We start from the raw sequence: 26512 nt of genomic DNA, 5'->3' as shown, positions 1-26512 counted from the left end.
TGTCGCAGCCACGGCTTGCGACCGACCCCGGGAAATTCCTGGTAACCATGATCGACTAGCATTGCGGCACGTTCGCCTTAATCCGGGCGAAATGCCTGCCTATCCGGTTGGTAACGATCGTTTTTCGGATAGATCGGCGTGGTCGTATGGCAGGCACCACGGTCACATTTCGCGCCCATGACGGGGGTCATGGGCTGGCGGGCACCGCATCACAGGGCGTCAAGGCAAAACTCATGTCGGCACAGCGTATGACGCGCGGATATCTCCCGGTCTCGTCTCGAGCCCGCGGCCTGCTTCACGCCGTCACCTTCATCCTGCTCGCGCTGCCGCTGGCCGGCTGCGGCACCGGCGCACTCTGGGACAAGTTCACCGCCAAGGACGACACCTTCGTCGAGGAGCCCGCCGACAAGATCTACAATGAGGGCCTGTACCTCATGAACGAGAAGAAGGACATGAAGGCGGCGACCAAGAAGTTCGAAGAGGTCGACCGCCAGCATCCTTATTCCGAATGGGCCCGCAAATCGCTGCTGATGTCGGCCTACGCGTCCTACCAGGGCGGCGACTATGACGGCTGCATCGGCGCCGCCACCCGCTATGTCACGCTGCATCCCGGCAGCCCGGACGCGGCCTATGCACAATACCTGATCGCCGCCTCGCATTACGACCAGATCCCGGACATCAGCCGCGACCAAGCCCGCACCGAGAAGGCCATTGCCGCGCTGGAAGAGGTAGTGCGCAAATATCCGAACTCGGAATACGCCACCTCGGCCAAGGCCAAGATCGAGGGCGCGCGCGACCAGCTCGCCGGCAAGGAAATGAATGTCGGCCGCTATTACGCGCAGAAGCGCGACTACACGGCTGCGATCAACCGCTACAAGACCGTCGTCACGCAGTACCAGACCACCCGCCACGTCGAGGAGGCGTTGTTCCGGCTCACCGAGGCCTATATGGCGATCGGCATCGTCGGCGAGGCGCAGACCGCGGCGGCCGTGCTCGGGCACAATTTTCCTGATAGCCGCTGGTACAAGGACGCCTATAATCTTGTAAAATCCGGCGGTCTCGAACCGAGCGAGAATCAGGGGTCTTGGATCAGCCGGACCTTCAAGAAGATGGGTCTCGGCTAGGAAATTTGGTTCCATGCTGGCGCGTCTGTCGATCCGTGACATCGTCCTGATCGAACGGCTCGATATCGAATTCGCCACCGGCCTTGCGGTTTTGACCGGCGAGACCGGTGCGGGCAAATCCATCCTGCTCGATGCCTTTGCGCTGGCGCTCGGCGGCCGCGGCGACGCCGGCCTCGTGCGCCACGGTGCGGAGCAGGGGCAGGTCACCGCCGTGTTCGATGTCCCCAAAAATCACCCCGCGACGAAGATCCTGGCCGAGAACGGCTTGGACGATACCGGTGAGATGATTCTCCGCCGCGTGCAGCTCGCCGATGGCCGCACCCGTGCCTTCATCAACGACCAGTCGATCAGCGTGCAGACACTGAAGGCGGTGGGCGCCGCCCTGGTCGAGATCCACGGCCAGCACGATGAGCGTGCGCTGGTCGATGCCGCCACCCATCGTCGCCTGCTCGACGCTTTCGCCGGCCTCGAAAAGGACGTCGCCGCGGTCGAGATGCTATGGGACGCGCGCCGCACCGCCAACACCGGGCTTGAGGAGCACCGCGCCGGCATGGAGCGCGCCGCCCGCGAGGCAGATTATCTGCGCCATGCCTCCGACGAGCTGAAGCAGCTCGCGCCCAAGGACGGCGAAGAGACATCGCTGGCTTCGCGCCGCACCACCATGATGCAGGGCGAGAAGATTGCCTCCGATTTGCGCGAGGCGCAGGAGGCGGTTGGCGGCAATCATTCGCCGGTCGCGGCGCTGTCCGCCGCGGTGCGACGGCTGGAGCGCCGCGGCGTCAACTCGCCGGCGCTGGTCGAGCCCGCGGTGAAAGCGATCGACGCCGCGATCAACGCGCTGGAGGAAGCCGACCAGCACCTTCAGGCGGCCTTGGCGGCAACCGATTTCGATCCCGCCGAGCTCGAGCGCATCGAGGAGCGGCTCTTCGCTTTGCGTGCGGCGTCACGCAAATATTCGACGCCGGTCGACGGGCTCGCCGCGCTTGCCGCCAAATATGCCGCCGACGTCGCGCTGATCGATGCCGGTGCCTCGCAGCTGAAGAAGCTGGAGCAGGCCGCGATCGAGGCGGATGCGCGCTATGCGGCCGCCGCCAAGAAATTGTCGCTGGCGCGGCAGAAATCGGCGGAGAAGCTCAACAAGGCGGTCAATGCCGAGCTCGCGCCGCTCAGGCTCGAACGCGCAAAATTCATGACTCAGGTCGAGACCGACGAGGCCGCGCCGGGACCGCAGGGTTTCGACCGCGTCGAGTTCTGGGTGCAGACCAATCCGGGTACCAAGCCGGGTCCGCTGATGAAGGTCGCCTCCGGCGGCGAACTCTCGCGCTTCCTGCTGGCGCTTAAGGTCGTGCTGTCAGATCGCGGCTCGGCGCCGACCCTGGTGTTCGACGAAATCGACACCGGCGTTGGCGGGGCGGTCGCCGACGCCATCGGCGGCCGTCTGGCGCGGCTTGCCGGCAAGGTCCAGGTGATGGCCGTGACCCACGCCCCACAGGTCGCCGCCCGCGCCGACCAGCACCTCTTGATATCCAAGGACGCCCTTGACAAGGGCAAGCGCGTCGCCACCCGCGTCAACGCACTGGCCGCCGATCACCGCCGCGAGGAGATCGCGCGGATGCTGGCGGGTGCGGAAATCACGGCCGAAGCCAGGGCGGCCGCGGAACGGCTGCTCAAGGCGGCGACGGCTTAGTTATCCGTCATTCCGGGGCGGCTCGAAGAGCCGAACCGGAATCTCGAGATTCCGGGTCTGGTCCTGCGGACCATCCCGGAATGACGCGTCATTTGCAGATCGACTCGTAGAGATCATTCCAGTTTGGATTCTCCTTCTTGATCAGCTGAGTTTTCCAGACCCGCTTCCACTTCTTGAGTTCTTTCTCGCGTGAGATTGCAGCTATTGGATCATCATAAGTCTCAAACCGACCAGCCGTGTGATGTTGTACTTGGTCGTGAAGCCCGGCACCGCCTTGATTCGATGCTCATAGACGCGACGCACAAGGTCATTGGTGATGCCGACGTAGATTGCCCCATCCCGTCGGCTTGCTAGAATATAGACGTAATAAGCCACGAGCCCCTCCCACTGTCATTCCGGGGCGCACGACGTGCGAACCCGGAATCTCGAGGTTCCGGGTCTGGTCCTCCGGACCATCCCGGAACGACGAGACGCAACCTTAAGTATAATGGTCAGAGCAAAATCCAAAGCAACACCGCTTCGTGACGTCGCCGAGCTCACCAAGGCGCAGGCCAAGGTCGAGCACATGCGGCTCGCGCTTGAGCTCGGCGAGCACGACAGGCGCTACTATCAAGAGGACGCGCCCACCGTCAGCGACGCCGAATATGACGCGCTGCGCCAGCGCCTCAATGCCATCGAAAAGCGCTTTCCGGAGTTCGTCAGCGCGGAATCGCCGTCACAGAAGATCGGCGCGGCGCCGTCGGGCCGCTTCAGGAAGGTGCGGCATGCCGTCCCGATGTTGTCGCTCGACAACGCCTTTGCCGAAGAGGACGTGCGCGACTTCGTCGGCCGCATCGTGCGCTTCCTGAAGCTCGACGACGATCAGGTCAATTTCTCCGCCGAGCCGAAGATTGACGGTCTCTCGATGTCACTACGTTATGAGGGCGGCGAGCTCGTCACCGCCGCAACCCGCGGCGACGGTGCGGTGGGCGAGGACGTCACCGCCAACATCCGCACGCTCGAAGACGTGCCGCAGAAGCTGAAGGGCCGCAACGTCCCCGACATCTGTGAGGTGCGCGGCGAGGTCTATATGACCAAAATGGCGTTCCTGGCGCTCAACGAGCGGCAGAAGGCGGAGGGCGGCACCGTCTTCGCCAATCCGCGCAACTCGGCCGCAGGCTCCTTGCGGCAGAAGGACCCCACCATCACCGCCTCGCGTCCGCTCGGTTTCTTCGCCTATGCGTGGGGCCAGATGAGCGCGATGCCCGAGGGCACGCAGAGCGGCATGATCGCCTGGTTCGAGCGTTGCGGCTTCAAGACCAATCCGCTGACCAAGCTGTGTCACTCCGTCGAGGAGCTGCTGGCGTTCCATCACGCAATCGAGGAGCAGCGCGCAAAACTCGACTACGACATCGACGGCGTCGTCTATAAGGTCGACCGTATCGATTGGCAGGAACGGCTCGGCTTCGTCTCGCGCACGCCGCGCTGGGGCATCGCGCACAAATTCCCGGCCGAACGTGCCATGACCGTGCTGCGCGACATCGAGATCCAGGTCGGCCGCACCGGCTCGTTTACGCCGGTCGGCAAGCTCGAACCGGTCGGTGTCGGGGGCGTGATCGTGCAGAACGTCTCGCTGCACAATGAGGATTACATCAAGGGCATCGGCAACAAGGGCGAGGTGCTGCGCGAGGGCCGCGACATCCGCATCGGCGATACGGTCGTGATTCAACGCGCCGGCGACGTCATCCCGCAGGTGGTCGATGTCGTCCTCGACAAGCGGCCGAAGACCGCCAAGGAATTTCACTTCCCGAAGAAGTGCCCGTGTCCGCTGCACACCGACGTCGTGCGTGAGGAGACGGCGACCGGCGAGGAGGGCTCGCGCGCCCGCTGCACCGGCGAGTTCGCCTGCCCCTATCAGAAGATCGAGCATCTCAAGCTATTCGTCTCCCGCCGCGCCTTCGACATTGACGGTCTCGGCGAGAAGCAGCTCCAGTATTTCTTCGACGAGGGATGGGTGAAGGAGCCTGCCGACATATTCACGCTGGAGAAGCGCAACTCAAAGCTCAAGCTTGAAGAGATCGAGGGTTACGGCGCGACGTCGGTGCGAAATCTGTTCGACGCCATCGAGAGCCGCCGGAAAATCGCGCTGGAGCGCTTCGTCTATGCGCTCGGCATGCGCCATGTCGGTGAGACCACGGCGCTGGCCCTCGCACGCGGCTACGGCTCCTGGGACGCCTTTCACGACGCCTGCCTCAAGGTCGCCAAGGGCGACGAGGAGGCGATGGCGGACATGGACGCGTTCGACCAGATCGGCGACACCGTGATCAAGAGCATCGCCGACTATTTCGGCGAGAGCCACAATCGCGGCATCGTCGAGCGGCTGACCAAGGAAGTCGAGATCGTCGACGCCGAGAAGCCGAAGAGCAATTCGGCCGTCGCCGGCAAGACCGTGGTGTTCACCGGCTCGCTGGAAAAGATGACGCGTGACGAGGCCAAGGCAACCGCGGAGCGGCTGGGTGCAAAGGTGTCGGGATCGGTGTCGAAGAAGACCGATCTCGTGGTCGCCGGTCCCGGCGCAGGCTCGAAGCTCGCGGAAGCCAACAAGCACGGCGTCAAGGTGCTGACCGAGGACGAGTGGCTGAAGCTGATCGGCGAATGAGGTTTTCTTCGTCATTGCGAGCGCAGCGAAGCAATCCAGAGTCTTTCCGCGGCGACGGTCTGGATTGCTTCGCGGAGCCAGTCATCGGGCCGCGCTTCGCGCGGAACCGTCGGCTCGCGATGACCGCGAGGCGGCAAGCCGTCCCTCACATCATCCCGCTCTCTTCCTCTTCCGCTTGCCCGATCAGGGTCTCGCTCACCACCATCTCCCGGTGGGGCACGACGAATATCATCATGCAGGCGCAGAGCAGCGAGATCGCGAGGACCGCGGAGGTCAGCGGCAGCGTGGTGGCGGAGTGGCCGCCGAGATAGGCGCCGAATTGCGACATCAGTGCGCCGATACCCTGTTGAAGGAAGCCCATCGCGCCCGAGGCGGTTCCGGCGGCTTCGGGACGGATGCTGATGGCGCCGGCGGCCGAATTCGCCATCACGAAGGCATTGCCGACCATCACGATCATCTGGGTGCCGAACAGCCAGCCGGGCGCTTCGTTCCAGCCGGCGAAGCTCCATAATAGGTTCAGCAGGCTGCCGCAGAGCTGGAGGGCAAGCCCGAACCAGATCAGCTTCTCCAGCGAGTGCCGCGGCGCAAAGCGCACGCAAAGCAGATTGCCGACAAGATACGCGAAACCCGTCGTCGCAAACCATGCGCCGTATTCCGCGCTGCTGCGGCCCATCTGCGTCACCACGATATAGGGGCCGCCGCCGGCGAAGGTGAAGATGATCTGCGAGGCCAGCACCTGGCACATCACGTAACCCACGAAGGCGCGGTTGCGGATCAGGATGCCGACGTCGCGGCGAAAGCCGCTGCCGGCGGCACGGGTGCGGCGCGTCTCGGGCAGTGCGACGGCGATGCCGACGGCGACGATGATCGCGGCGATCGTGATGGCGTAGAAGATCGCGCGCCAGCCGAACGCGGTCTCGATCAAGCCGCCGGTGAGCGGGGAGACCATCTGTCCGATCATCAGAGCAGCGACCACGAGACTGATCATCGAGGCGACGCGGTCGCGCTCATAGATGTCGCGGATGATGGCGCGGCTCACCACCATGCCGGCGGCTCCGCCCAATGCCTGGAAGAAGCGCGCGGCGATCAACTGCGGCAGATTTTGCGCGAAGATGCAGGCAACGCTCGCCGCGATCATCAGCGCCAGCCCTCCAAGCAGCACCGGGCGCCGGCCGAACCTGTCCGACAGCGGCCCCATGATGAGCTGCGACAGCGCGATGCCGACCATGTAGAGCGACACTGTCATCTGCGCGATCGAGATGTCGCTGCCGAAATTGCTCGCCAGCACCGGCAGTGCCGGAACCAGCATGTAGAGCGAGATCGGCGCGATCCCGGTCATGACCACCAAGAGCAGCAGCACCAAGCGCGACGTCGCGAGGGTCGCCGCTCCCGGCGGCTTGCTGATCATGCCGTGCATGCGTATCCGTCTCTTCAAAATGCGAGTCGGACTGTAGCTTGCTCGCGCAAGGCGGATATCGGTGTTTCGGAATGCGGCTATACGGATTCCGGGAGGGTTATGGTGAGGGTGATCGCGATCGATTGGGCGCGTTGCCCGTGCGCCACTCTAGTTGTCATTCCCCGCGAAGGCGGGGAATCCAGCATTCCAGAGGCAGTCGTGCTATGCGGAGACGCCGCGGCGTACTGGATGCCCCGCCTTCGCGGGGCATGACAGCTCGGTGGGGCGAGGAGAGTTGCGTAGCGCGTGCGGCGCCATGCGCATTACGCCCTCAGCTCCGCCGTCGCCTGATCGAGCCAGGTCTTCGTCGCTTCGTCCAGCCCCGGCCGCACCTCGGTCCGGACGCGGCCGTGGTAGGCATTGAGCCAATCGAGCTCGTCTTTGGCCAGCATCGCCACATCGATCAGTCGGCGGTCGATCGGCGCCAGTGTCAGCGTCTCGAATGCATTCATCGGCTTCTCGGCACTCTTGATGTCGGCGGCGACCACCAGTTCGAGGTTCTCGATGCGGATGCCGAAACCGTCGGTCTTATAGTAGCCCGGCTCGTTGGACAGGATCATGCCGCGCTTCAGCGGCGTGGTGCCGAGCTTCGAGATCCGCGCTGGCCCCTCGTGCACCGAGAGATAGCTGCCGACGCCGTGGCCGGTGCCATGCTCGAAATCGACGCCGGCGGCCCAGAGATATTGCCGCGCGAGCGTATCGAGCTGCGCGCCCGTGGTGCCGTCGGGAAAGACCGCGCGCGCAATCGCGATATGGCCGCGCAGGACGCGGGTGAAGCGGTCGCGCATCTCCGCCGTCGGTTCGCCCACGGCCATCGTGCGGGTGACGTCGGTGGTGCCGTCTTCATACTGCGCGCCGGAATCGATCAGCAGCAGGTCGCCGGGGGCGATCCGGCGGTTGCTCTTGCGGGTGACGCGGTAGTGCACGATGGCGCCGTTCGGGCCAGTGCCCGAGATGGTCGGGAACGAGACGTCCTTCAGCGCACCGGTGTCGCGGCGGAATGTCTCCAGCGCCTCGACCGCGTCGATCTCGGTGAGCTTGCCGCTCGGTGCCTCGCGATCGATCCACGCGAGGAAGCGCGCCAGCGCCACGGCGTCGCGCACATGTGCCGTCTTCGTGCCCTTGATCTCGGTTGCGTTCTTCACCGCCTTGAGCAGCGCGATCGGGTCGCTGCCGCGCACCGGCTTGCCGCCGGCGCCTGCAATCAGCCGGCTGAGCGCGTCGGCTGCGGTGGCATTGTCGAGCGCGATTGCGACGCCGCTCTTGGCGAGCGCCATCAGCGTCGGCGCCATCGCATCGGGCTCACGGACGTCGGCGGACTGTTCGAGATGGTCGCGCGTGCTGTTGGAGAGCTTGCGCTGGTCGATGAAGATCGTTGGCCGTCCGTCCTTCGGCACCAGCGCGTAGGACAGCGGCAGCGGCGTATGCGCAACGTCGGCGCCACGGATGTTGAAGGTCCAGGCCACGGCATGGCTGTCCGACACCACCAGCGCGTCGACGCCGAGCTTGTCGATCTCGGCTCTGATCTGGGTCAGCTTGTCGGCTTCAGTGAGACCGGCATGTTGCATTCCGTGCACGGTCACCGGCGCGAGGGGAGGTTGCGGTCGGTCCTGCCAGATCGCGTCGACGGGATTGTTGTCGACCGCAACCAGCTCGGCGCCGGCCTTGCCGCAGGCAGCGGACAGGCGCTCGGCTGCTGAAGAAGTGTGCAGCCATGGATCAAATCCGAGGCGCTCGCCGGGCTTCAAGTGCGCCGACACCCAGCTCTCCGGCGGCGGATCGATCAGCGATTCCACCGCCCAAGCCCTGGCATCGACCTGCTTGGCGGCTTGGAGCGTATAGCGGCCATCGACGAAAATCGCGGCCTCCTGGGTCAGCACCACCGCCAATCCAGCCGATCCAGTGAAGCCGGTCAACCAGGCGAGCCGCTCTTCCGACGGCGGCACATATTCATTCTGCTGCTGGTCGGCGCGTGGGATCACGAACCCTGTCAGCTTGCGGCGGGCGAGTTCTTCGCGGAGCGCAGCGAGGCGCGCCGCCAATGCGACGCCGGCCTCGGGCTCCTCGAATGTTTGGAAGTGCGCTTCGAACATGGTGGATCACTTTAGGATGATGGGGATCAGTCCGCAATCTAGACGCATTTGCGTCGCATCTGGCATGGACTGTGCTTGAAATGGTTCCATTCGAATTGAGTGGAGTAAAGGGTGCGGCAGTTGCGCTTCGTCCGGATAACAGGGAAATTCGAGCAGGTGGTTCATCTCAACGGCGAGGGGACACACGATGCCATCATTCACGTTTGAGAAGATTTCGCCGCCGGTGCGCCGCGCGCCGGCTACGGCGACACCGAAGAAGCCGCGCGGCCTCATCAGCCAGATGATCGATCGATTCGCCGAACGCCGCGCGAGGCGGGCGTTGCAGGACGAGCGCGCGACGCGCCAGAACGAGAAGCCGGGGGAGTAGTGGGCGTTCGCGAATGAGGTTGGTGGACACGCTGCGCTTGGCCCAACCTAGGGCAGCTTCGACCAGTCACCCCATCTTCCGCAGCAACAGACTGCTCCATCCCTCGATGCGCAGGTGCCGCAGCGGCACGAGGCCGCGCGCGCGGTAGGCGGCGATCACGGCGGTGGCCTGATGCGTCAACAGGCCGGAGAGGATGACGTAGGCGCCGGCTGCGAGATGCCGCGCCATCGGACTCGCCAATTGCCGCAATGGATTGGCGAGGATGTTGGCCAACACCAGGTCAAACGGACCCCATTTGCCGAACTCCGCCGCGGCGAAGCCGGTGGCGCGGATCACCCGCACATGGTTGCCGACGTCATTCAGCGCCGCGTTCTGGGCCGCCACCCGCACCGAGGGCGGATCGATGTCGGAGGCAAGCACCGCGCGATGCAACGCCTTCGCGGCTGCAATCGCCAGCACGCCGGTGCCGGTACCGAGGTCGAGCAAGTTGCGCGGCCGGGAACTCTTCAGGACATGGTCAAGCAGCAGTAAACAGCCGCGGGTCGTGCCGTGGTGGCCGGTACCGAAGGCGAGCGCCGCCTCGATCTCGATGGCGAGCTTGTTCGCTGCCACGCGGTCGCGGTCATGGCTGCCGTGCACGACGAAACGGCCGGCCGGGACGGGGACGAGGTCTTCCAGGCTCGCTTTGACCCAGTCCTTGGCTTCGACGATATCGAAGGCTAGCGTCTGTGCGATCTCATTTCCTGCTGAAGTTGCAACCAGTTCGCGCAGCCATGCTTGGTCCGGCGCGGCGGCAAAATGCAGGGTGACGTCCCATCGGCCGTCCGGCCGCTCGAAAGCAGCGACCGCCGCATCCCCCTCGAAAAACACCTCGGTGAGCAGGTCGACGACACGCCTGGCGGCGGCCTCGCTGCCGATCGAGAAGCTGGCGCGATGGGTAGGGGCGGGCTGCATTCTAAGGTTCCGTCGGGTTCAATTTTTGCAGTTTTTAGTCCCAATTTTCAGCACAAGTTGCAGCTCTCAGATTAACCGGACCGTAGGTCGCATGCCGTAAATTTCCGGATGTTTGGCGGCGCCAACACAGCTTGAAATGGAACGGAGGCAAATCTTGAAGCGCATGGTTCAGAAGTTCTGGTCGGACGAGTCCGGTGCAACTGCGATCGAATACGGCTTGATCGCAGCCGGTATTGCCCTCGCGATCATCACCGTGGTGAACAGCCTGGGCACCAGCCTGAACGAGAAGTTCGGTTCGATTAGCACCTCTTTGAAGTAATTTCCGCCTCCCATTTCCCAGCGGGGGCTACTTTTCTTCATAGGCTGTTTTTGACCCAGCGCCCGCGAGGGGGATTACCCCCTGGCGGGCGAGGTCGTTTTGCGACATGTGGCTATCGAGCAGTCTCCACAGGTTATCCGCACCTTGTACGACGCCTATCCACGGACTTTTCCGGCAGTGGCCCCGCAGTTCTCCACCGCCTATCGACCAGCCTGTGGCGCTCCGCCGTGCGCAGGCATCTCGACAGGCGATCCACAGCTCGTCCACAGACCTATCCACGGCTTCCGAACAGCGACCGGTGATCCCTCAAGATCACCTGTGCGGCGTTGTGGCCGGGAGCGCCGGTGACACCGCCACCAGGATGGGCGCCGGAGCCGCAATGGTAGAGGCCTTTCAGCGGGCCGCGATAATCGGCATGGCCCAGCATCGGCCGCGCCGAGAACAGCTGGTTCAGCGTCAGCGCGCCGTGGAAGATGTCTCCACCCAAGAGGCCGAACTGCCGCTCAAGATCGAGCGGCGAGAGGATCTGGCGGCCGAGCACGCTCGCCGCAAAGCCCGGGGCATATTTGTCCACCGTCGCGATCATGAGATCGGCGACCTCGTCACGATGGTCGTCCCAGGACTTTCCATCGGGAAGCTCCGGCGCGACGTGCTGGCAGAATAGGCTCGCGACATGTTTGCCTTCGGGCGCCAGCGTGCCGTCCAGCGTCGAGGGGATCAGCATCTCGACGACAGGTTCACGGCTCCAGCCCTGCGCGCGCGCATCGTGATACGCGCGGTCCATGTAGCCGAGGCTCGGTGCCAGGATAATGCCCGAGGTGAGATGATCGCCCTGACCGGGGAGCGCCGTGAACGAGGGCAGGCGGTCCAGCGCCACGTTCATGCGGAAGGTGCCGGAGCCATTCTTCCAGTGCCGGATACGGGCGAGGAAGTCTTGGGGCAGGGCGTCGGCCGCAACCAGCCGCGTATAGAGCAGTTTTGGGTTGACGTTGGCTGCGACATATTTGGCGCGGATGGCGGTGCCGTTCTCCAGCACTACGCCGACCGCGCGGTCGCGCTCGACGATGATCTCGCGCACGCCCGCGTCGGTATCGATCGCGACGCCCCGATCGCGCGCAGTGCGCGCCATCGCCTGCGTGATCGCGCCCATGCCGCCGATGGCGTGGCCCCAGACGCCCTTCTTGCCGTTCACCTCGCCGAAGGCGTGATGCAGCATCACATAGGCCGAACCCGCCGCGTAGGGACTGGCATAATTGCCGACGATGGCATCGAAACCGAACAGCGCCTTGACAAGATCATGCTCGAAACGCTCGTCCAGCATCTCGCCGGCGGAGCGGGTGAAGAGGTCGAGCAGGCTGCGGCTCTGCTCCAGCGTCAGCCCACGCAGAATGTTGGCCGTCTTTAACGCATTCACGGCCTCGCGGATCGCGCTCGTGCCAAAGCCGTCAAGCAGGTTCGGCGGCGCGCGCAGCACGAACTGCCTGAGCACGTCGGCAATCTCTTCCAGCTCGCGCGTGAAACCGTCGAGCGCATCGGCGTCATGCGCGTTCAGCCGCGCCACGGAATCCTTCGTCCGCCCCTCGCCGGTGAGGAGATAGCTGCCGTCGGGTGCGGGTAGAAAATTCTGCGCGCGCCGTTCGACGATGCGCAAGCCTTGTTCCGCAAGATTCAAGTCGCGGATCACCTGCGGATTGAGCAGGCTCACGGTGTAGGCCGCGACCGAATTTCGGAAGCCGGGGTGAAATTCCTCTGTGACCGCCGCTCCGCCGATCACCTTGCGGCGCTCGACCACGCGCACGCGTAGACCTGCCGTCGCGAGATAAGCTGCGCAGGTGAGGCCGTTATGGCCAGCGCCGATGATGACGACGTCGGTTTCTGTCATGAAGTGTTCAAGTCCAATCCACCGTCATTCCGGGCGCGCGGAGCGCAACCCGGAATTTCGAGGTTCCAGGTTCGATGCTTCGCATCGCCCCGTACGACATCTGTATATCAAGCATTCCTCGCCGCAACATCAGGAGCGCCTTTATTGCCCGTTCAGGCGCCTTGTGCTCCATTGCGGCCGTCCGGCGCCCGCCGGGGGCATCGTCCGACGCGTTCTGTCGCGCGAACCGGTGCCCACTTCGCTGGAAAACGCTTTTGCCGGAGCTTCCATGGATTCGATCGTGCAACCCGCCGCCACGGAGCAGCCGTCCTCATCACGCAACCGGCTGTTGCTGACGGTCTACACCGCCGCGATCTTCGTCAGCGCGCTCTTGCTGTTCTCGGTGCAGCCGCTGTTCACCAAGATGGTGCTGCCGCGGCTCGGCGGCTCGCCGGCGGTGTGGTCGGTCGCGATGGTGTTCTTCCAGTCGCTGCTGCTGGCGGGTTACGCCTATGCGCATCTGTTGATGCAGGTCAAAAGCCGCATCGTTCCGGTCGCAGTGCATCTGGTGCTGCTGATCGCGGCCTTGGCGACCCTGCCGCTCGGCATCGCCTCCGCCTATGGCGAGCCGCCCGCTTCGGGCTATGCGGTCTGGCTGCTCGGCCTGTTCGTGGTCTCGATCGGCCTGCCGTTCTTCGCGCTCGCCGCCAACAATCCACTGTTGCAAGCCTGGTTCGTCCGCACCGGCCATCCCGCCGGGCACGATCCCTATTTCCTCTATGCCTCCTCCAACATCGGCAGCTTCCTCGCGCTTTTGTCCTATCCGTTCCTGCTGGAGCCGATGTTCACGCTGCACACGCAGAACCGGTTGTGGACCGCCGGCTATGGCCTCCTGATCCTGCTGATCGCCGCCTGCGGCGTGCTGCTGTTGCGCTCGCCGCAGCTGACGGTGGTCGATGCGCGAGCGGAGGAGGTCAATGCGCCGGCGCCCGGTCTGGTGACGCGGCTGCGCTGGATCTTCCTGGCCGCGGTGCCGTCGGGTCTGCTCATCGCGGTGACCGCGCACATCTCCACCGATGTCGCGGCGGCACCGCTTCTGTGGGTGCTGCCGTTATCCCTGTATCTGCTCACCTGGGTCGTCGTGTTCCAGTCGCGTCCGCTGCTGCCGCACAAATGGATGCTGATGCTCCAGCCGGTCGCGATCGCGGGCGTGGTTGTCCTGCTGGCTTTCGGCGGGGAGCAGAACCTGCTGCTCACGCTCGGCGGTCATCAATTGTGCTTCTTCCTCATCGCCATGGCCTGCCACGGCGAACTGGCGCGGACGCGGCCGGCAGCCAAATATCTCACCGGCTTCTATGTCGCGCTGTCGTTCGGCGGCATGGTCGGCGGCCTGTTCGCAGGGCTCGTCGCGCCGTTCACCTTCTCGTGGATCGCCGAATACCCGATCCTGATTGCGCTCGCCGCGCTATGCCGGCCGTCGGCGAACGAGCGGCTGGCGGGCATCGTCAAATGGTACTGGCCGGCGCTCGCCGCGCTCGCGGTGGCGCTCGTCGCGCCCTCCACTACGACGGGCGACCTCTCGACCTGGTTCGAGGACCATCGCGTCTGGATCGCCGGTGCCGTCGGCGGGCTGGCAGCTCTTCTGGCGCTGACGCTCAATGCCGGCCGCTGGAAGATTTTTGCGACCGTCGCCCTCGCGTTGGCGTTGATCCGGGTCTATCCCGCAGACGAGGGACGCGTCACGACGGTGCGCAGCTTCTTCGGCGTGCACAAGATCGTGGTGACGCCCGGCGGCTATTTCCACGTGCTGATGCACGGCACCACGATCCACGGCGCGGAGCGCTTCCGCAACAATGATGGCACGCCGGTCGTCGGCCGGCCCGAGCCGATCACCTACTATCACAAGGACGGCGGCATCGGTCAGGCGGTCAGCGCGATCCGCGAGCGCAAGGGCGCGCCACTGAAGGTTGCTGCGATCGGTGTCGGCTCCGGCACGCTTGCCTGTGCTGCTGAACCCGGCGAGAGTTGGAAATTCTTCGAGATCGACCAATCCATGGTCGACGCAGCGCGCGACCCCAGGAATTTCCGCTACATCTCGAGCTGCCTGCCGGATATGAAGCCGGTGATCGGCGATGCGCGGCTCACCTTCGCAAAGGAGCCCAACGGCGCCTACGACCTCATCATTGTCGATGCCTATTCGTCCGATGCGATCCCGATTCACCTTGCGACCAAGGAGGCGATGAAGATCTACAAGGACAAGCTCGCCCCGCATGGCGCCGTGGTGATGCACGTCTCCAACCGGCATCTCGATCTCGAGACCGTCGTGGTCGGCATTGCCGATGCCAACGATCTCACGAGCTGGGTCTTCAACGAGGATTCCGGGCGCGATTCCGATTACATCTTCTCGACCGACGTCGTCATCTCCGCGCGGGAGGAGGCGGACATCGGCAGGCTCGCTTCCTCGAAGTCATGGGAGCAGACCGAAGCTGACGACAGGATGCGGGTCTGGACCGACGACTATTCCAATATTCTGGGTGCGCTGTATCGGCGCTTGCGGGACGGGGAGTAGGGCAGGCGAAGGTATGGCGCGCAGATCCACAAGAGGTCGTCATGCCCGGGCTTGTGCCGGGCATCCACGTTCTTCGGACGACGACGGAACGCGTGGATGGCCGGGACAGGCCCGGCCATGAAGACGGATAAACCTTACGGCGCCACCGGCGTCCCCGCCGGCAACGCAATTCCCTTCTCGCCGGCGATCTGCCGCAACAGGTCCGGCCTGTCGGAGATGATGCCATCGACGCCGAGCTCGATCATCCGCGCCATGTCGTCGGGCTTGTTGACCGTCCACACTACGACGCGCAACCCAAGTCCGCGGGCCTCCGAGATGAGCGCCCCGGTCACATCGCCGAAATAAGGCGACCAGACCGCGCCACCGGCGGCCTTGATCGTCCGCGGCAGCGAGCCGCCGTGATCCGCAGGACTGAAGCCCGCCGTCCAGTTGGTGGCTTTGTCGAGCGCCACCGTCTGGCCTGACCCGCGCTGGAGCGTGAGGTACACGGTTGGTATTTTCGGTGCTTGCTGCTGCACGAGCAGCAACGTTCTCCAGTCGAACGACTGGATCATGACACGCTCGGAAAACTGTTCGGCCTCGATCAGGCTGAGCAGCCTGGTGACGAAAGCCTGCGGGTCGAGCGTTTCGTCCGGATGGTTCGGATCGATCTTGGTTTCGATGTTGAAGCGCACGCGCATGTTGCCGGACTTGCGCACCAGCGCGAACAGCTCGCTCAAGGTGGGAATGCGTGTCCCCGGTAAGGCGCGCTGATCGGGGAATTGCTTTGCGTACCCACTATCCGGCCGGATCCGGCCGACGTCGTAGGTCCTGACCTCGTCGAGCCGCAGTTTCACGAACGGCATGCCGGGCGGAGTGATGTAGGCCCCGTCGGGGCCGCGCGTGAGATCCGGATTGAGCCCGCGCTCATGCGAGACGACGACTTCGCCGTCGGCAGTCACGCCGACGTCGAGCTCGAGCGTGTCCACGCCCATCGACAGCGCGTTGGCGAAGGCCGGCAGGGTATTTTCCGGCAGCAGCGCCCGCCCGCCGCGATGCGCTTCGAGGTCGAATCCCATCGCCGGTCCCGCTAGCAAAGCCCAGAGCACAGGCAGAATGGTCGTGGCACGTGGCGGCATGATGCCTCGAATGGCAATCTGTTGGTCGTGCTGATCGCCGAGCGCGGTTGGCGGAAATGGTTGCGAGCGTCAGTTCTGATAATAATAGCCCCGCGGCTGATAAACGTGCCGGGGCTGTGGCTGATAGGAGTAGCCCTGCTGGCTATAGCCCTGGTCGTAATAGGGGCGCGGCTGCTGCTGCTGATAGACCTGCGCGTCATAGAGCGGGCGGCTGGCCGAGCGCGGCGCCGGATAGCGTGCGCCGGTGTCGCTGCCGTCGGCCGGATAGATGTAATTGTCGTCCTGCGGCATGTAGCGGCGGGCGGGCTGCGCCGGCGGCGTCAAGTTCACGGGATCGCCTGCGGCACTGTATTGTTCTTCGGCGGGCTGTGGAGCGCGGGCGACGGCGGTGGGATTGCGGCCGCGCGGATTGCGCGCCAGCGCCACCTGCGCCGAGCCGGTCAACGTCACCGTGGTGTTGAGCACGCCCTGTTGCTGCACCAAGGCATAGAGCGTCGAGGCATTCTGACGCGACAGCCGCACGCAGCCATGCGAAGCCGGCGAGCCGAGCCGGCCGACCGAATCGGTGCCGTGGATGGCGTGCCCCACCTTGGTGAAGAAGATCGCGTGCGGCATCGGCGCGTCGTCGAATTCCTTGGAGTAGTGATCCTCTTCCATGCGGAAGGCGCGGAACGCGCCGTTCGGCGTCTCGCGCGAGGGGATGCCGGTCGACACCGGCCAGTGATAGCGCGCGACGCCGTCGACGGCGACGGTCATCTGTTGGTTGTCCTTGTCGACGGTGATCTCGACCTTGGCGTGCGCGGCGCCCGCGCTCAAAAGCATCAGGGATGTGAAAGCAATCAAAAATGTACGCATCTGACTTCCGGCCTCCGGCCTGTTCACGCTAGGCGCCGCGGCTCTCCTCCCCGGCGTGCATTATGCCTGTCATTCGGCGTTGGTTCCAGTGGCCTGCCTGTCCATCGTTAACGTCATGCCTGATGTAAGCAAGGCCGTCTTGTGCCGCACGGCGCCCGGCAGCGCTGACATTTTCGCGAGCCGGACGTGGATTCACAACGCCGGCAAAGGGGCAATTGGTACCCCACCTCGTCATTCGGGGGCGCCACGCAGTGGCGAACCCGGAATCTATTCATCGACCAACTCTGCTGCACGATGGATTCCGGCTCGTGCTTCGCACGCCCGGAATGACGGCAGGCTCAATTCTTCAGCCGATACCCCGTGCGGAAAATCCACCAGATCACGATCAGGCAGGCCACCAGGAATGCCAGCGTCATGCCGACGCTGACGGACACGCTGACATCCGCGATCTCGTAGAAGCTCCAGCGGAAGCCCGAGATCAGATAGACGACTGGGTTGAGCAGCGCCACCGTGCGCCAGCCGGCCGGCAGCATGTCGATGGAATAGAAGCTGCCGCCGAGGAAGGTCAGCGGCGTCACCACCAGCATCGGGATCATCTGCAGCTTCTCGAAGCCGTCGGCCCAGATGCCGATGATGAAGCCGAACAGGCTGAACGTCACCGCCGTCAGCACCAGGAAGGCCAGCATCCAGACCGGATGGTGAATATGCAATGGAACGAACAGCCCGGCGGTGGCGAGGATGATCAGGCCGAGGATGATCGACTTGGTCGCGGCGGCGCCGACATAGCCGAGCACGATCTCGAAATAGGAGATCGGCGCCGACAGGATTTCGTAGATCGTTCCGGTAAATTTCGGGAAGTAAATGCCAAATGAGGCATTCGCGATGCTCTGCGTCAGCACCGAGAGCATGATCAGGCCCGGCACGATGAAGGTACCGTAGCTGACGCCCTCGACCTGACTGATGCGCGAGCCGATCGCGGCGCCGAACACCACGAAATAGAGCGAGGTCGAGACCACCGGCGAGACGATGCTTTGCAGCAGCGTGCGCCAGGTGCGCGCCATTTCGAACAGGTAGATGGCGCGGATGGCGCGGTGATTCATGACGTCCTCACGAGATCGACGAAGATGTCCTCGAGCGACGATTGCGTCGTGTCGAGATCGTTGAAACGGATGCCGGCGGTGCGGAGGTCGCTGAGCAGGCTGGTGATGCCGGTGCGATCACCCTTGGTGTCGTAGTCGTAGACCAGCGTGGCGCCGGAATCGCACAGGTCGAGCTTATAATGGCTGAGGCTCTGCGGCAGCGCGTCGAGCTTGCCCTGCAAATGCAGCGTCAGCCGCTTCTTGCCGAGCTTCTGCATCAAGGTCGTCTTGTCCTCGACCAGCACGATCTCGCCCTTGTTGATGACGCCGATGCGGTCGGCCATCTCCTCGGCTTCCTCGATGTAGTGCGTGGTGAGGATGATGGTGACGCCGGACTGCTGAAGGCCGCGCACGACCTCCCACATGCCCTTGCGCAGCTCGACGTCGACGCCGGCGGTGGGCTCGTCCAGGAACAGGATCTGCGGCTCGTGCGACAGTGCTTTTGCGATCATCACGCGGCGCTTCATGCCGCCGGAGAGCGTGATGATCTTGTTGTCCTTCTTGTCCCATAGCGAGAGGTCCTTGAGGACCTTCTCGATGTGATCAGGATTCTTCGGCTTGCCGAACAGGCCGCGGGAGAAGCTCACGGTCGCCCACACGCTCTCGAAGGCATCGGTGTGCAGCTCCTGTGGCACCAGGCCGATTAGAGAGCGCGCCTTGCGGTAGGAGGTCTGGATGTCCTCGCCGGCGACGAGGACGCGGCCCTCGCTCGGGTTGGCGATGCCGCAGATGATGGAGATCAGCGTGGTCTTGCCGGCGCCGTTGGGGCCGAGCAGCGCAAAGATCTCGCCACGCTTGATGTCGAGACTGACGTTCTTGAGCGCCTTGAAGCCGGACCCATAGGTTTTCGACAGATTGGCGACGGAAATGATAGAGGACATGATGGCCGCAAGGCTGAGGGGCAAAGGCTGGGGAGGGAGGCTGGAACCCGTCCCGGGAGGGCGGGTCAGCGGAGCCATGAGATAGGAACGCCGTTGCCGGGTCGCAATTGCTCAGAGAAAAATGGTCTCAAAACAGGCCCTTCAGTGGCAGGTTTCAGCCAAGTGTTGCGCGATGGTCACGGAGCGCGGCTAAGATTGTCGCTCACGCGGCTCTTTGTTGCGTCTGCGAGCGGGCCGTGGCTACGATTCCGACCAATCGCGAAGCGTATTGTCCCCAGGGAAAACATCGATGAGACCGAACGGCCGTCACACCGCCGGCGCCAGCCAGTTGCCCGCCCTCCGCATGTGGGCGATGGGCCTGCTTCTGCTGTCAGCTGTTGCCATAAGCCCGACCGGCGCCAAGGCCGCGCCGAGCCAGGCAGCGGCAGCGACCACGCATGTCTACCTGCTTCGTGGCGTGCTCAACATCTTCTCGCTCGGGCTCGACACGATTGGCGCCCGGCTCCAGGCGCAGGGCATCCCGGTGACCGTCGCCAACTTCGTCTCGTGGTCCTCGCTCGCCGATGAAGCGGCGACCGCCTACAAGGCCGGCCGCCTCAAGACCATCATCCTGGTCGGCCATTCCTCGGGCGCGACCGCGCTGCCGGACATGATCGCCAAGCTGAACCAGCTCGGCGTTCCCGTGAAGCTCGCGATAGGCCTCGACTCCGTGTTCAAGACCAAGCTCTCGACCGGCGCCGAGCGCTACATCAACATCTATATCGGCGATGGTCCCGGCGAGCCGGTGCGGGCCGCGGCTGGCCTGCGGGGCAAGCTTGACAATGTCGATGTTCGCGGCACCGGTGTTGGCCACATCTCGATCGACAAGAACGAGGCGATCCAGCGCCGCGTCATCGCGGAAATCAACGCCGCGATCATGCGCTCGCGCGCCCCGGCTGTGCCGGTCGCGGAGCCCGGTGTGCCGCGGTCAGCGCGCTCGGCGGCCGCAGCGGCTCCGGCCAGGAACTAGGCCGCCATCACCCGCACCGGCATGCTCGCAAGGCCGCGCAGCGAATTGTTGAGCCTGCGCCTCGGCTCTGCCGTGAGCTCGATGGTCTTCACGCGCCTTGCGAGCTCGCTGAAGATCAATTCGCCTTCCAGGCGCGCGATCATCTGGCCGACGCAGGCGTGGATGCCGGCGCCGAAGCCGACATGGCCCGTCGCAACCCGCTCGACGTCGAAGCGGTCGGCTCTGTCCCAGCGTGCGGGATCGCGGTTGGCGGAAGCCATGAACAGCAGCACCTTGCGATGCGCCGGGATCACGCCGCCGCCAATCTCGACATCGCGCGAGGTGGTGCGGAAGAACGTCTGCACCGGTGAATCGTAGCGCAGTCCTTCCTCGAAAGCATTGCGCGCCAACTCCGGTTTGTGATGCAGCTTGCGATATTCATCCGGATGGGTGGCTAGCGCAAGCAGGGTGTTGCCGATTCCGTTGACGGTGGTGTCGATCCCCGCGGTAAGGAACGGCCGCACCAAATGCGTTGCCTCGTGCTCGCTGATCTCGCCCTCGTCGGCCGCTTGGTAGATCATCATGCCGAGCCCGTCGGGCCGTAGCGCATCTCGCGCGCAGCATTCCATGATCCAGCTTTGGGCGGCGAGACCTTCCTTCCGCGATGCGGCCAGCATCTCGTTGTCAGGGCCAAAGCTGTCGAACACGAACGTGCTCCAGGCCAGCAGCTTGTCACGGCCATCCGGCCTGATGCCGATCGCATCCGGAAACACCTTCATGGGATAGGCTTCGGCGAGATCGGTTACGGCATCGAATGTGCCTTTGTCGATAAGCTCCGACACCTTCTTCTCTGCTTCACGCTGAAACGTCTCGCGCAGCTTTCTTGCGAGACCCGGAGACAGCGTACGGCCGAGAACCCGCCGGCCTTTGTCGTGGTCGGGAGGATCGATCTGGAGCGTCAGCGGCTTCGGGAGTGCCGGGTTCATGCCGTGGAGCCCGACGCCCTCGCCACTGATGAACGTCTTCCAGTCCTTCAGGGCTGGTTCGACCTCGGCATAGCCTGCCATGGCCCACACGCCGTAACGCTCCAGTGCGAACGCAGGCCCGAGCGCGCGCAACGCCTCATAGGCGGGATAGGGGTCGATCAGGAAATCGGGCGCAAACGGGTCGACCGGACTCGATGCAATGCCGCTCATGGTCAGCTCCCAACCGCTATTGCTTCGCCAGCGGGCACTGACCGTCGCTCTCGGAGCGGAACGCGTCCTCGCCTTGATCGTGGCGACGACCTTCAGCAGATCCCAAGTGGAGGTCGACTTGGAGACATCGCTGGATCTGCGGGCGCTGCAGCGGACACCCGGCTTCATGCTGCGCCTGGCGCAGCTGAAGTTCTTCGAAGGCTTCTACGAGGAGTTCGCCGCGTTGGGCCTGACGCCCGCGACCTATGCGATCTTCGTCGTCATTCGCGACAATCCCGGCGTTCCCCCCAGCAGCCTTGCCAGCCTGCTCCGCCTGCGTCTGCCGAACTTGATCAAGATCCTGAACGAGCTCGAGTCATCCGGCTTCATCAAGCGCAACCGCTCGAAGTCGGATCGCCGCGCCGTCGAGTTCATGCTGACGCCAAAGGGCGCAAAGCTCATTCAGGAGGGGGCAAGGCTGACGCAGCCCTACAATGAAAGGATGCTGGCGCCGCTCAGCGACGCGGAGCAGCGCACGCTGCTCGACCTATTGAACCGGATTCTGCCGCTTTAGCTCTCGCGACGCCGGCCTGAGGCCGATCGTCGCAAAGCCTGTCATCTCCCGCGGATACGCGGCAGCTCGATGGATTTGCGAGGGGCCGCAGCCGGTTCCGTGCCCCAAAATCCACCCAATCGGTGGTCACTAAGCCCGGCAGGGAAGGCCGTTGCCTTCCGTGGTGGGACTGGTGGACTGATGATTCGTTTGAGGCGACTAGTCGCGCTGGCCGCGGTTGCGCTGCTCGCCATGAGCAGCGGCGTGGCCGCGACCTCACCGGCCAAGTCCAAGGCCACCGCGGCCGTCCCCGCCGCGCCGCCGCCGCCCCCGTTCGAGCCATTGCCGCCGCCGAGGGTCTACCTGTTCCGTGGTGCCATGGGCCCGATCTTCTCGACCGGCATGGACCGGCTCGGCGAGAAACTGACCCAGGCCGGCTTCTCGGCCGATGTCTATGAATTCACCCTGTGCCGGCTGATCGGCAACCGTGTCATCGCCAGCTACAAGGAGAAGGCGGCACCGATCGTGCTGGTCGGCCATTCCATGGGCGGGCTGTGCTCGATCGTCATCTCCGAAATGGCGGCGAAGGAGAACGTCCCGATCAGCCTCGTCATCGCCATCGATCCCGCGCATGCGACCGGCGACGTCCCGCTCAATGTCGAGCGCTTCATCAACATCTTCCTGTCCGACAGCGTGCTGGGGGGCGGCGATGTCGTGGCGGTGCCCGGTTTTCGCGGTCATTACGCGAGCTATGATCTGAAGGAAAACGCGCGCGTCTCGCACATCAACATCGAGAAGTCCGACGACATCCATCGCCAGATCGTCGAGATGGTGACGCAGTTGCCGCGCATCCCACCGCAGGCCCAGGCTGATGCCGTGCCGCTGCGCTATCTCGTGCCCGGCGATGCACTGGTCGAGTTGTGGGATAGCGGAGTTCGGCTGCCGGTTCGTCGCGGCGACACCATGGAGAGCATCGCCGCTGCCAACCGCGTGCCGCTGTGGTCGCTCGCGCAGAGCAATTCATTGCCGGAGAACGCGCAGCTCGTCCCGGGCCAGACCATCATCGTTCCGCGCCACCTCACCCCTCCGGCGCCGGCCGCCGCGATGGCGACGCCGCCGGCGGCTCCCGCGGGGCGGAGGTAGAGCGCATCATCGCTGCGAAAGCAGCATTCATTGAGCGTCCGGCTGTTCCGCAAATTCGTCACGCCCGGGCTCGTCCCGGGCATCCACGTTCTTGGTGCCGCACGAAAAGGTCGTGGATGGCCGGGGACAAGCTCGGCCATCACGGAGAGTGGCGATCAGACGTTCGACCCGTGGATCGCGTCGATCACGGCATCCGTCACTTCCTTCGTCGTCGCCTTGCCGCCGACATCGGGTGTCAGCACGCCGGCTGCGCAGACGCGCTCGACGGCGGCCATCAGTCGGCTCGCCGCATCCTTCTCGCCGAGATGCTCGAGCATCTGCGCGCCGGTCCAGAACGTTGCGACCGGATTGGCGATGCCCTTGCCGGTGATGTCGAAGGCCGAGCCGTGGATCGGCTCGAACATCGAGGGGAAGCGGCGCTGCGGATCGATGTTGCCGGTCGGCGCCACGCCGAGGCTGCCCGCCAGTGCGCCGGCGAGATCCGAGAGGATGTCGGCATGGAGATTGGTCGCCGCGATCGTGTCGAGGCTCTTCGGATGCAGCGTCATGCGCACCGTCATGGCATCGACCAGCATCTTGTCCCAGCTGACGTCGGGAAAATCAGCGGCGACCTCGGCCGCGATCTCGTCCCACATCACCATGCCATGGCGCTGCGCGTTCGACTTGGTCACGACCGTGAGCAGCTTGCGCGGACGCGATCGCGCGAGCTCAAACGCATAGCGCATGATCCGGGTAACGCCGACGCGGGTGAAGACCGCGACTTCGGTGCCGACCTCTTCCGGCAGGTCCTTGTGGGCGCGGCCGCCCATGCCGGCATATTCGCCTTCCGAATTCTCGCGCACGATCACCCAGTCGAGATCGCCGACGCCGACATTGCGCAGCGGCGAGGCGACGCCCGGCAGGATTTTTGTCGGCCGCACGTTGGCGTATTGGTCAAAGCCCTGGCAGATCGGCAGGCGCAGCCCCCACAGCGTGATGTGGTCAGGCACGTCAGGCGCACCGACCGCGCCGAAATAGATCGCATCGAATTTTTTCAGCTCGGTGAGCCCATCGGCCGGCATCATCACGCCGTGCTTCTTGTAATAGTCCGAGCCCCAGTCGAACGTTTTGACGTTGAAGGCGAGGTCGCCGCTGCGTTTTGCCAGAGCCTCCAGCACGCGGATTCCGGCCGAGATGACCTCGGGACCGATCCCGTCGGCGGGAATGGCTGCGATCGAATGGGTGCGCATGAGAATACTCCGTATCAGTGGGATTGCGGCGGCGGATCACAGTCCACGCCATGCCGGGGATCGGTAAGGCGAACTCAATTCGCACTGGCTTATACAGAAAACGATACGCTATGACATCAATCCAGCCAGAAAGTGGGATGCGATGACCGAACATAAGGCTTCGAGCGATTTGCGGATTGCCATCGCGGGATTGGGCTCGATCGGCACCAAGATCGCATCTGCGTTGGATCAAGGCATCGAGGGACTGACATTGTCGGCGGTGGCGGTGCGCGATCCCGTCAAGCATCGGGCGTTTCTCAGCGGCCTGCGGCGGGCACCATCCGTGCTATCGATTGATCAGCTCGGCGATGCCGCCGACATCGTGGTGGAATGTGCACCGAGCCGGCATCTGCGCGAGATCGTCGAGCCCGCGGTCAGGCGCGGCAAGGCCGCGCTCGTGGTCAGCGTCGGCGGGCTGCTCGACAATTTCGATCTCGTCGATGTCGCCCGCGCCAATGGCGGCCGCATCATCGTGCCGACCGGCGCGCTGATCGGGCTCGACGCCGTCAACGCGGCCGCAATCGGCACCATTCATTCGGTGAAGATGGTGACGCGCAAGCCGATCGACGGCTTGAAGGGCGCGCCGTTCATCCTCGAGAACAGCATCGATATCGACAAGCTGCGCGAGCCGCTCAAGCTATTCGAAGGCACGCGCGCGAGGCCGCAAAGGGTTTCCCGGCCAATCTCAACGTCGCGGTCGCGCTGTCGCTTGCCGGCGTCGGGCCGGATCGCACCCAAGTGCAGATCTGGGCCGACCCGACCGTGACGCGCAACGTTCACCGCATCGAGGTTGAGGCAGATTCCGCACGCTTCTCGATGGGAATCGAGAACATCCCGTCCGAAAATCCCAAGACGGGGTTGATCACGGCGCTGTCGGTGATCGCGCTGCTGCGCAAGCAGCGCGCTACGCTCTGCGTTGGGACGTGATCCTCTAAGCGCCCGTCACGCGCCAGATCACGTTGCCGACGTCGTCGGCCATCAATAGCGACTTGTCGGGGCCGATCGCGACGCCGACCGGGCGGCCGTAGGATTCCTTCTCATCGGGCGCGAGGAAGCCCGAGAGGATGTCGCGCGCGGGGCCGGAGGGACGACCGTTCTCGAACGGGATGAACACCACCTTGTAGCCGGACAGCTTGCTGCGATTCCACGAGCCGTGCTGACCGATCACCATGCCGTCCGGGAAGCCGGGCAGGGTGCCCGCGGGCATCCAGCACAGGCCGAGCGAAGCGGTGTGGCCGCCGAGCGCATAGTCCGGTTGAAGCGCCTTGGCGACCATCGCCGGATCCTGCGGCACGCGGTCGTCCACCGTCTTGCCCCAGTAGCAATAGGGCCAGCCATAGAAACCGCCGTCGCGCACCGAGGTCAGATAGTCCGGCGGTGTCTCGTCGCCGAGCCCATCGCGCTCGTTGACGACAGTCCAGAGCACGCCCGTCGTGGGCTCCCAAGCCAGGCCAACCGGATTGCGCAGGCCGGCAGCAAAAATGCGATGCGCGCCGGCGGCGAGGTCGAGCTCATAGATCGCGGCGCGGCCTTGTTCGACCTCCATCCCCATCTCGGCGATGTTGCTGAGCGAGCCGACGCCGGCATAGAGCTTCTTGCCGTCGGGGCTCGCAAGCAGGCTACGGGTCCAGTGGCCGCCCGGCTTGAAATTGGTGAGCCTTTTGCCCGGCGCAGTGATGCGATCGGCGCCCGCGACATAGGGAAACGCCATCACGCCGTCGGTGTTGCCGACATAGAAGGTGTCGCCGACCAGCGCCATGCCGAACGGCTGGCGGAGGTTTTCCATGAAGGCGCCGCGAACCTCCGCAACGCCGTCACCGTCCCTGTCGCGCAGCAGCGTGATGCGGTTGGCGGAAACGCCGAGCGCGGCGGCGCGCCGCATCGTCGCTTGCATCGCGTAGTGAAACACGGTGCGCGGAGGGCTGGCGATCTGCGTCGCTTCCGCGATCAGCACATCGCCATTGGGCAGCACCTCGATCCAGCGCGGATGATCGAGGCCGGTCGCAAACGCATTGACCTGGAGCCCGGGCGCGACGGACGGCTTCTGGCCCGCGCTCCAGCCGCGCGCGGTCGGCATCTTGAGCGTCGGGATCGTGCCTTGCGGCTTGGCCTCGGGGATCGCTGGCTTCTCTCCCCAGGCGGGTGCGGGCTCGGTGCCCGATAGCTTCCGCCATTGCAGCGCGATGCCGCCGAGGAGCGCAACGAACTGCGCAAAGATGCCTGAAAACGTCATGAGAAGCCCCTGTTTGCGCGCGCATCCAACTGGCTGGCGGCTCGGACGTCAACCTGTGCGGTGCGTCGTCAGGGTCTATTCCATTGGAATG

At 64.5% G+C, this 26512-nt stretch carries 20 protein-coding genes and 2 pseudogenes; 10 read left to right on the top strand and 12 right to left on the bottom strand.

The window, feature by feature from the left end:
* Positions 1-233: 233 nt before the first annotated feature.
* Both IVA91_RS17535 and recN read left to right on the top strand, forming a co-directional pair.
* Positions 234-1124 carry an outer membrane protein assembly factor BamD gene (locus tag IVA91_RS17535; RefSeq protein ID WP_247278474.1) on the top strand — a complete coding sequence of 297 codons (891 nt, stop codon included), beginning with the start codon at positions 234-236 and terminating at the stop codon, positions 1122-1124.
* A 13-nt stretch (positions 1125-1137) separates the two neighbouring features.
* Positions 1138-2811 (top strand): DNA repair protein RecN, encoded by a 1674-nt coding sequence (gene recN, locus IVA91_RS17530; protein ID WP_247278475.1) that lies wholly within the window; start codon positions 1138-1140, stop codon positions 2809-2811.
* Between the two features lie 88 nt (positions 2812-2899).
* Here recN and IVA91_RS17525 read toward each other — a convergent pair.
* A pseudogene (locus IVA91_RS17525) lies at positions 2900-3186 on the bottom strand (GIY-YIG nuclease family protein).
* 112 nt (positions 3187-3298) lie between these two features.
* Here IVA91_RS17525 and ligA point away from each other — a divergent pair.
* Positions 3299-5449 (top strand): NAD-dependent DNA ligase LigA, encoded by a 2151-nt coding sequence (ligA, locus tag IVA91_RS17520; RefSeq protein ID WP_247278476.1) that lies wholly within the window; start codon positions 3299-3301, stop codon positions 5447-5449.
* A 145-nt stretch (positions 5450-5594) separates the two neighbouring features.
* Here the strand turns inward: ligA and IVA91_RS17515 are convergent, their stop codons facing one another.
* On the bottom strand, positions 5595-6866 hold the full coding sequence (locus IVA91_RS17515; protein ID WP_247278477.1) for a multidrug effflux MFS transporter: 1272 nt from the start codon (positions 6864-6866) through the stop codon (positions 5595-5597).
* Between the two features lie 302 nt (positions 6867-7168).
* A complete protein-coding gene (locus IVA91_RS17510) occupies positions 7169-8998 on the bottom strand; it encodes an aminopeptidase P family protein (protein ID WP_247278478.1) in 1830 nt (609 codons plus the stop codon).
* A gap of 187 nt (positions 8999-9185) precedes the next feature.
* On the opposite strand from IVA91_RS17510, the gene IVA91_RS17505 reads away from it, so the two are divergent.
* Positions 9186-9365, top strand: coding sequence for a hypothetical protein (locus IVA91_RS17505; RefSeq protein WP_247278479.1), 180 nt, complete (start codon positions 9186-9188; stop codon positions 9363-9365).
* Positions 9366-9431: 66 nt separating this feature from the next.
* Here IVA91_RS17505 and IVA91_RS17500 read toward each other — a convergent pair whose 3' ends face one another.
* The gene (locus IVA91_RS17500; RefSeq protein ID WP_247278480.1) at positions 9432-10319 is read right to left on the bottom strand and encodes a 50S ribosomal protein L11 methyltransferase; all 888 of its coding nucleotides are present in this window, start codon (positions 10317-10319) and stop codon (positions 9432-9434) included.
* Positions 10320-10473: 154 nt separating this feature from the next.
* Between IVA91_RS17500 and IVA91_RS17495 the strand changes: the two genes are divergently transcribed.
* Complete coding sequence (locus tag IVA91_RS17495) at positions 10474-10638, top strand: Flp family type IVb pilin (protein ID WP_247278481.1); 165 nt, start codon at positions 10474-10476, stop codon at positions 10636-10638.
* Between the two features lie 271 nt (positions 10639-10909).
* Here IVA91_RS17495 and IVA91_RS17490 read toward each other — a convergent pair whose 3' ends face one another.
* On the bottom strand, positions 10910-12520 hold the full coding sequence (locus IVA91_RS17490) for an NAD(P)/FAD-dependent oxidoreductase (protein ID WP_247278482.1): 1611 nt from the start codon (positions 12518-12520) through the stop codon (positions 10910-10912).
* A 268-nt stretch (positions 12521-12788) separates the two neighbouring features.
* Here IVA91_RS17490 and IVA91_RS17485 point away from each other — a divergent pair, with 268 nt between their 5' ends.
* A complete protein-coding gene (locus tag IVA91_RS17485; protein WP_247278483.1) occupies positions 12789-15068 on the top strand; it encodes a fused MFS/spermidine synthase in 2280 nt (759 codons plus the stop codon).
* A gap of 134 nt (positions 15069-15202) precedes the next feature.
* Here the strand turns inward: IVA91_RS17485 and IVA91_RS17480 are convergent, their stop codons facing one another.
* From IVA91_RS17480 to IVA91_RS17465, 4 genes are all read right to left on the bottom strand, one after another.
* Positions 15203-16186 (bottom strand): glycerophosphodiester phosphodiesterase, encoded by a 984-nt coding sequence (locus tag IVA91_RS17480; RefSeq protein ID WP_247278484.1) that lies wholly within the window; start codon positions 16184-16186, stop codon positions 15203-15205.
* A 69-nt stretch (positions 16187-16255) separates the two neighbouring features.
* Positions 16256-17041, bottom strand: a complete 786-nt coding sequence (locus IVA91_RS17475; RefSeq protein WP_247278485.1) for a L,D-transpeptidase — start codon at positions 17039-17041, stop codon at positions 16256-16258.
* A 338-nt stretch (positions 17042-17379) separates the two neighbouring features.
* A complete protein-coding gene (locus tag IVA91_RS17470; RefSeq protein WP_247278486.1) occupies positions 17380-18141 on the bottom strand; it encodes an ABC transporter permease in 762 nt (253 codons plus the stop codon).
* Complete coding sequence (locus IVA91_RS17465; protein ID WP_247278487.1) at positions 18138-19061, bottom strand: ABC transporter ATP-binding protein; 924 nt, start codon at positions 19059-19061, stop codon at positions 18138-18140. The genes IVA91_RS17470 and IVA91_RS17465 overlap by 4 nt, the downstream gene beginning before the upstream one ends.
* 289 nt (positions 19062-19350) lie before the next feature.
* Between IVA91_RS17465 and IVA91_RS17460 the strand changes: the two genes are divergently transcribed.
* Positions 19351-20070, top strand: coding sequence for a hypothetical protein (locus IVA91_RS17460; RefSeq protein ID WP_247278488.1), 720 nt, complete (start codon positions 19351-19353; stop codon positions 20068-20070).
* On the opposite strand, the gene IVA91_RS17455 is transcribed toward IVA91_RS17460, so the two are convergent.
* Positions 20067-21245 carry a cytochrome P450 gene (locus IVA91_RS17455; protein ID WP_247420294.1) on the bottom strand — a complete coding sequence of 393 codons (1179 nt, stop codon included), beginning with the start codon at positions 21243-21245 and terminating at the stop codon, positions 20067-20069. The two genes, IVA91_RS17460 and IVA91_RS17455, sit on opposite strands and share 4 nt — an antisense overlap.
* Positions 21246-21363: 118 nt before the next feature.
* On the opposite strand from IVA91_RS17455, the gene IVA91_RS17450 reads away from it, so the two are divergent.
* Both IVA91_RS17450 and IVA91_RS17445 read left to right on the top strand, forming a co-directional pair.
* Positions 21364-21798 carry a MarR family transcriptional regulator gene (locus IVA91_RS17450; RefSeq protein WP_247278489.1) on the top strand — a complete coding sequence of 145 codons (435 nt, stop codon included), beginning with the start codon at positions 21364-21366 and terminating at the stop codon, positions 21796-21798.
* Between the two features lie 180 nt (positions 21799-21978).
* Positions 21979-22920 carry a LysM peptidoglycan-binding domain-containing protein gene (locus IVA91_RS17445; protein ID WP_247278490.1) on the top strand — a complete coding sequence of 314 codons (942 nt, stop codon included), beginning with the start codon at positions 21979-21981 and terminating at the stop codon, positions 22918-22920.
* Between the two features lie 155 nt (positions 22921-23075).
* Here IVA91_RS17445 and IVA91_RS17440 read toward each other — a convergent pair whose 3' ends face one another.
* On the bottom strand, positions 23076-24149 hold the full coding sequence (locus IVA91_RS17440; protein ID WP_247278491.1) for a tartrate dehydrogenase: 1074 nt from the start codon (positions 24147-24149) through the stop codon (positions 23076-23078).
* Positions 24150-24291: 142 nt separating this feature from the next.
* On the opposite strand from IVA91_RS17440, the pseudogene IVA91_RS17435 reads away from it, so the two are divergent.
* Positions 24292-25115 (top strand): annotated as a pseudogene (locus tag IVA91_RS17435) (aspartate dehydrogenase).
* Positions 25116-25119: 4 nt separating this feature from the next.
* On the opposite strand, the gene IVA91_RS17430 reads toward IVA91_RS17435, so the two are convergent.
* Positions 25120-26421, bottom strand: a complete 1302-nt coding sequence (locus tag IVA91_RS17430; protein ID WP_247278492.1) for a sorbosone dehydrogenase family protein — start codon at positions 26419-26421, stop codon at positions 25120-25122.
* Between the last annotated feature and the right edge of the window lie 91 nt (positions 26422-26512).

Origin of the sequence: Bradyrhizobium sp. 153 (genome assembly GCF_023073835.1) — a bacterium.
GTDB lineage: Bacteria > Pseudomonadota > Alphaproteobacteria > Rhizobiales > Xanthobacteraceae > Bradyrhizobium.
Note: the sequence above shows the minus strand (reverse complement) of the source record. Positions and strands in the feature narration are given on the sequence as shown.

Excerpts from the sequence above, each read along its gene's own strand:
- IVA91_RS17535 (WP_247278474.1), top strand. The coding sequence starts at position 234 with ATGTCGGCACAGCGTATGACGCGCGGATATCTCCCGGTCTCGTCTCGA.
- recN (WP_247278475.1), top strand. The coding sequence starts at position 1,138 with ATGCTGGCGCGTCTGTCGATCCGTGACATCGTCCTGATCGAACGGCTC.
- ligA (WP_247278476.1), top strand. The coding sequence starts at position 3,299 with ATGGTCAGAGCAAAATCCAAAGCAACACCGCTTCGTGACGTCGCCGAG.
- IVA91_RS17515 (WP_247278477.1), bottom strand. The coding sequence starts at position 6,866 with ATGCACGGCATGATCAGCAAGCCGCCGGGAGCGGCGACCCTCGCGACG.
- IVA91_RS17510 (WP_247278478.1), bottom strand. The coding sequence starts at position 8,998 with ATGTTCGAAGCGCACTTCCAAACATTCGAGGAGCCCGAGGCCGGCGTC.
- IVA91_RS17505 (WP_247278479.1), top strand. The coding sequence starts at position 9,186 with ATGCCATCATTCACGTTTGAGAAGATTTCGCCGCCGGTGCGCCGCGCG.
- IVA91_RS17500 (WP_247278480.1), bottom strand. The coding sequence starts at position 10,319 with ATGCAGCCCGCCCCTACCCATCGCGCCAGCTTCTCGATCGGCAGCGAG.
- IVA91_RS17490 (WP_247278482.1), bottom strand. The coding sequence starts at position 12,520 with ATGACAGAAACCGACGTCGTCATCATCGGCGCTGGCCATAACGGCCTC.
- IVA91_RS17485 (WP_247278483.1), top strand. The coding sequence starts at position 12,789 with ATGGATTCGATCGTGCAACCCGCCGCCACGGAGCAGCCGTCCTCATCA.
- IVA91_RS17480 (WP_247278484.1), bottom strand. The coding sequence starts at position 16,186 with ATGCCGCCACGTGCCACGACCATTCTGCCTGTGCTCTGGGCTTTGCTA.
- IVA91_RS17475 (WP_247278485.1), bottom strand. The coding sequence starts at position 17,041 with ATGCGTACATTTTTGATTGCTTTCACATCCCTGATGCTTTTGAGCGCG.
- IVA91_RS17470 (WP_247278486.1), bottom strand. The coding sequence starts at position 18,141 with ATGAATCACCGCGCCATCCGCGCCATCTACCTGTTCGAAATGGCGCGC.
- IVA91_RS17465 (WP_247278487.1), bottom strand. The coding sequence starts at position 19,061 with ATGTCCTCTATCATTTCCGTCGCCAATCTGTCGAAAACCTATGGGTCC.
- IVA91_RS17460 (WP_247278488.1), top strand. The coding sequence starts at position 19,351 with ATGAGACCGAACGGCCGTCACACCGCCGGCGCCAGCCAGTTGCCCGCC.
- IVA91_RS17455 (WP_247420294.1), bottom strand. The coding sequence starts at position 21,245 with ATGAGCGGCATTGCATCGAGTCCGGTCGACCCGTTTGCGCCCGATTTC.
- IVA91_RS17445 (WP_247278490.1), top strand. The coding sequence starts at position 21,979 with ATGATTCGTTTGAGGCGACTAGTCGCGCTGGCCGCGGTTGCGCTGCTC.
- IVA91_RS17440 (WP_247278491.1), bottom strand. The coding sequence starts at position 24,149 with ATGCGCACCCATTCGATCGCAGCCATTCCCGCCGACGGGATCGGTCCC.
- IVA91_RS17430 (WP_247278492.1), bottom strand. The coding sequence starts at position 26,421 with ATGACGTTTTCAGGCATCTTTGCGCAGTTCGTTGCGCTCCTCGGCGGC.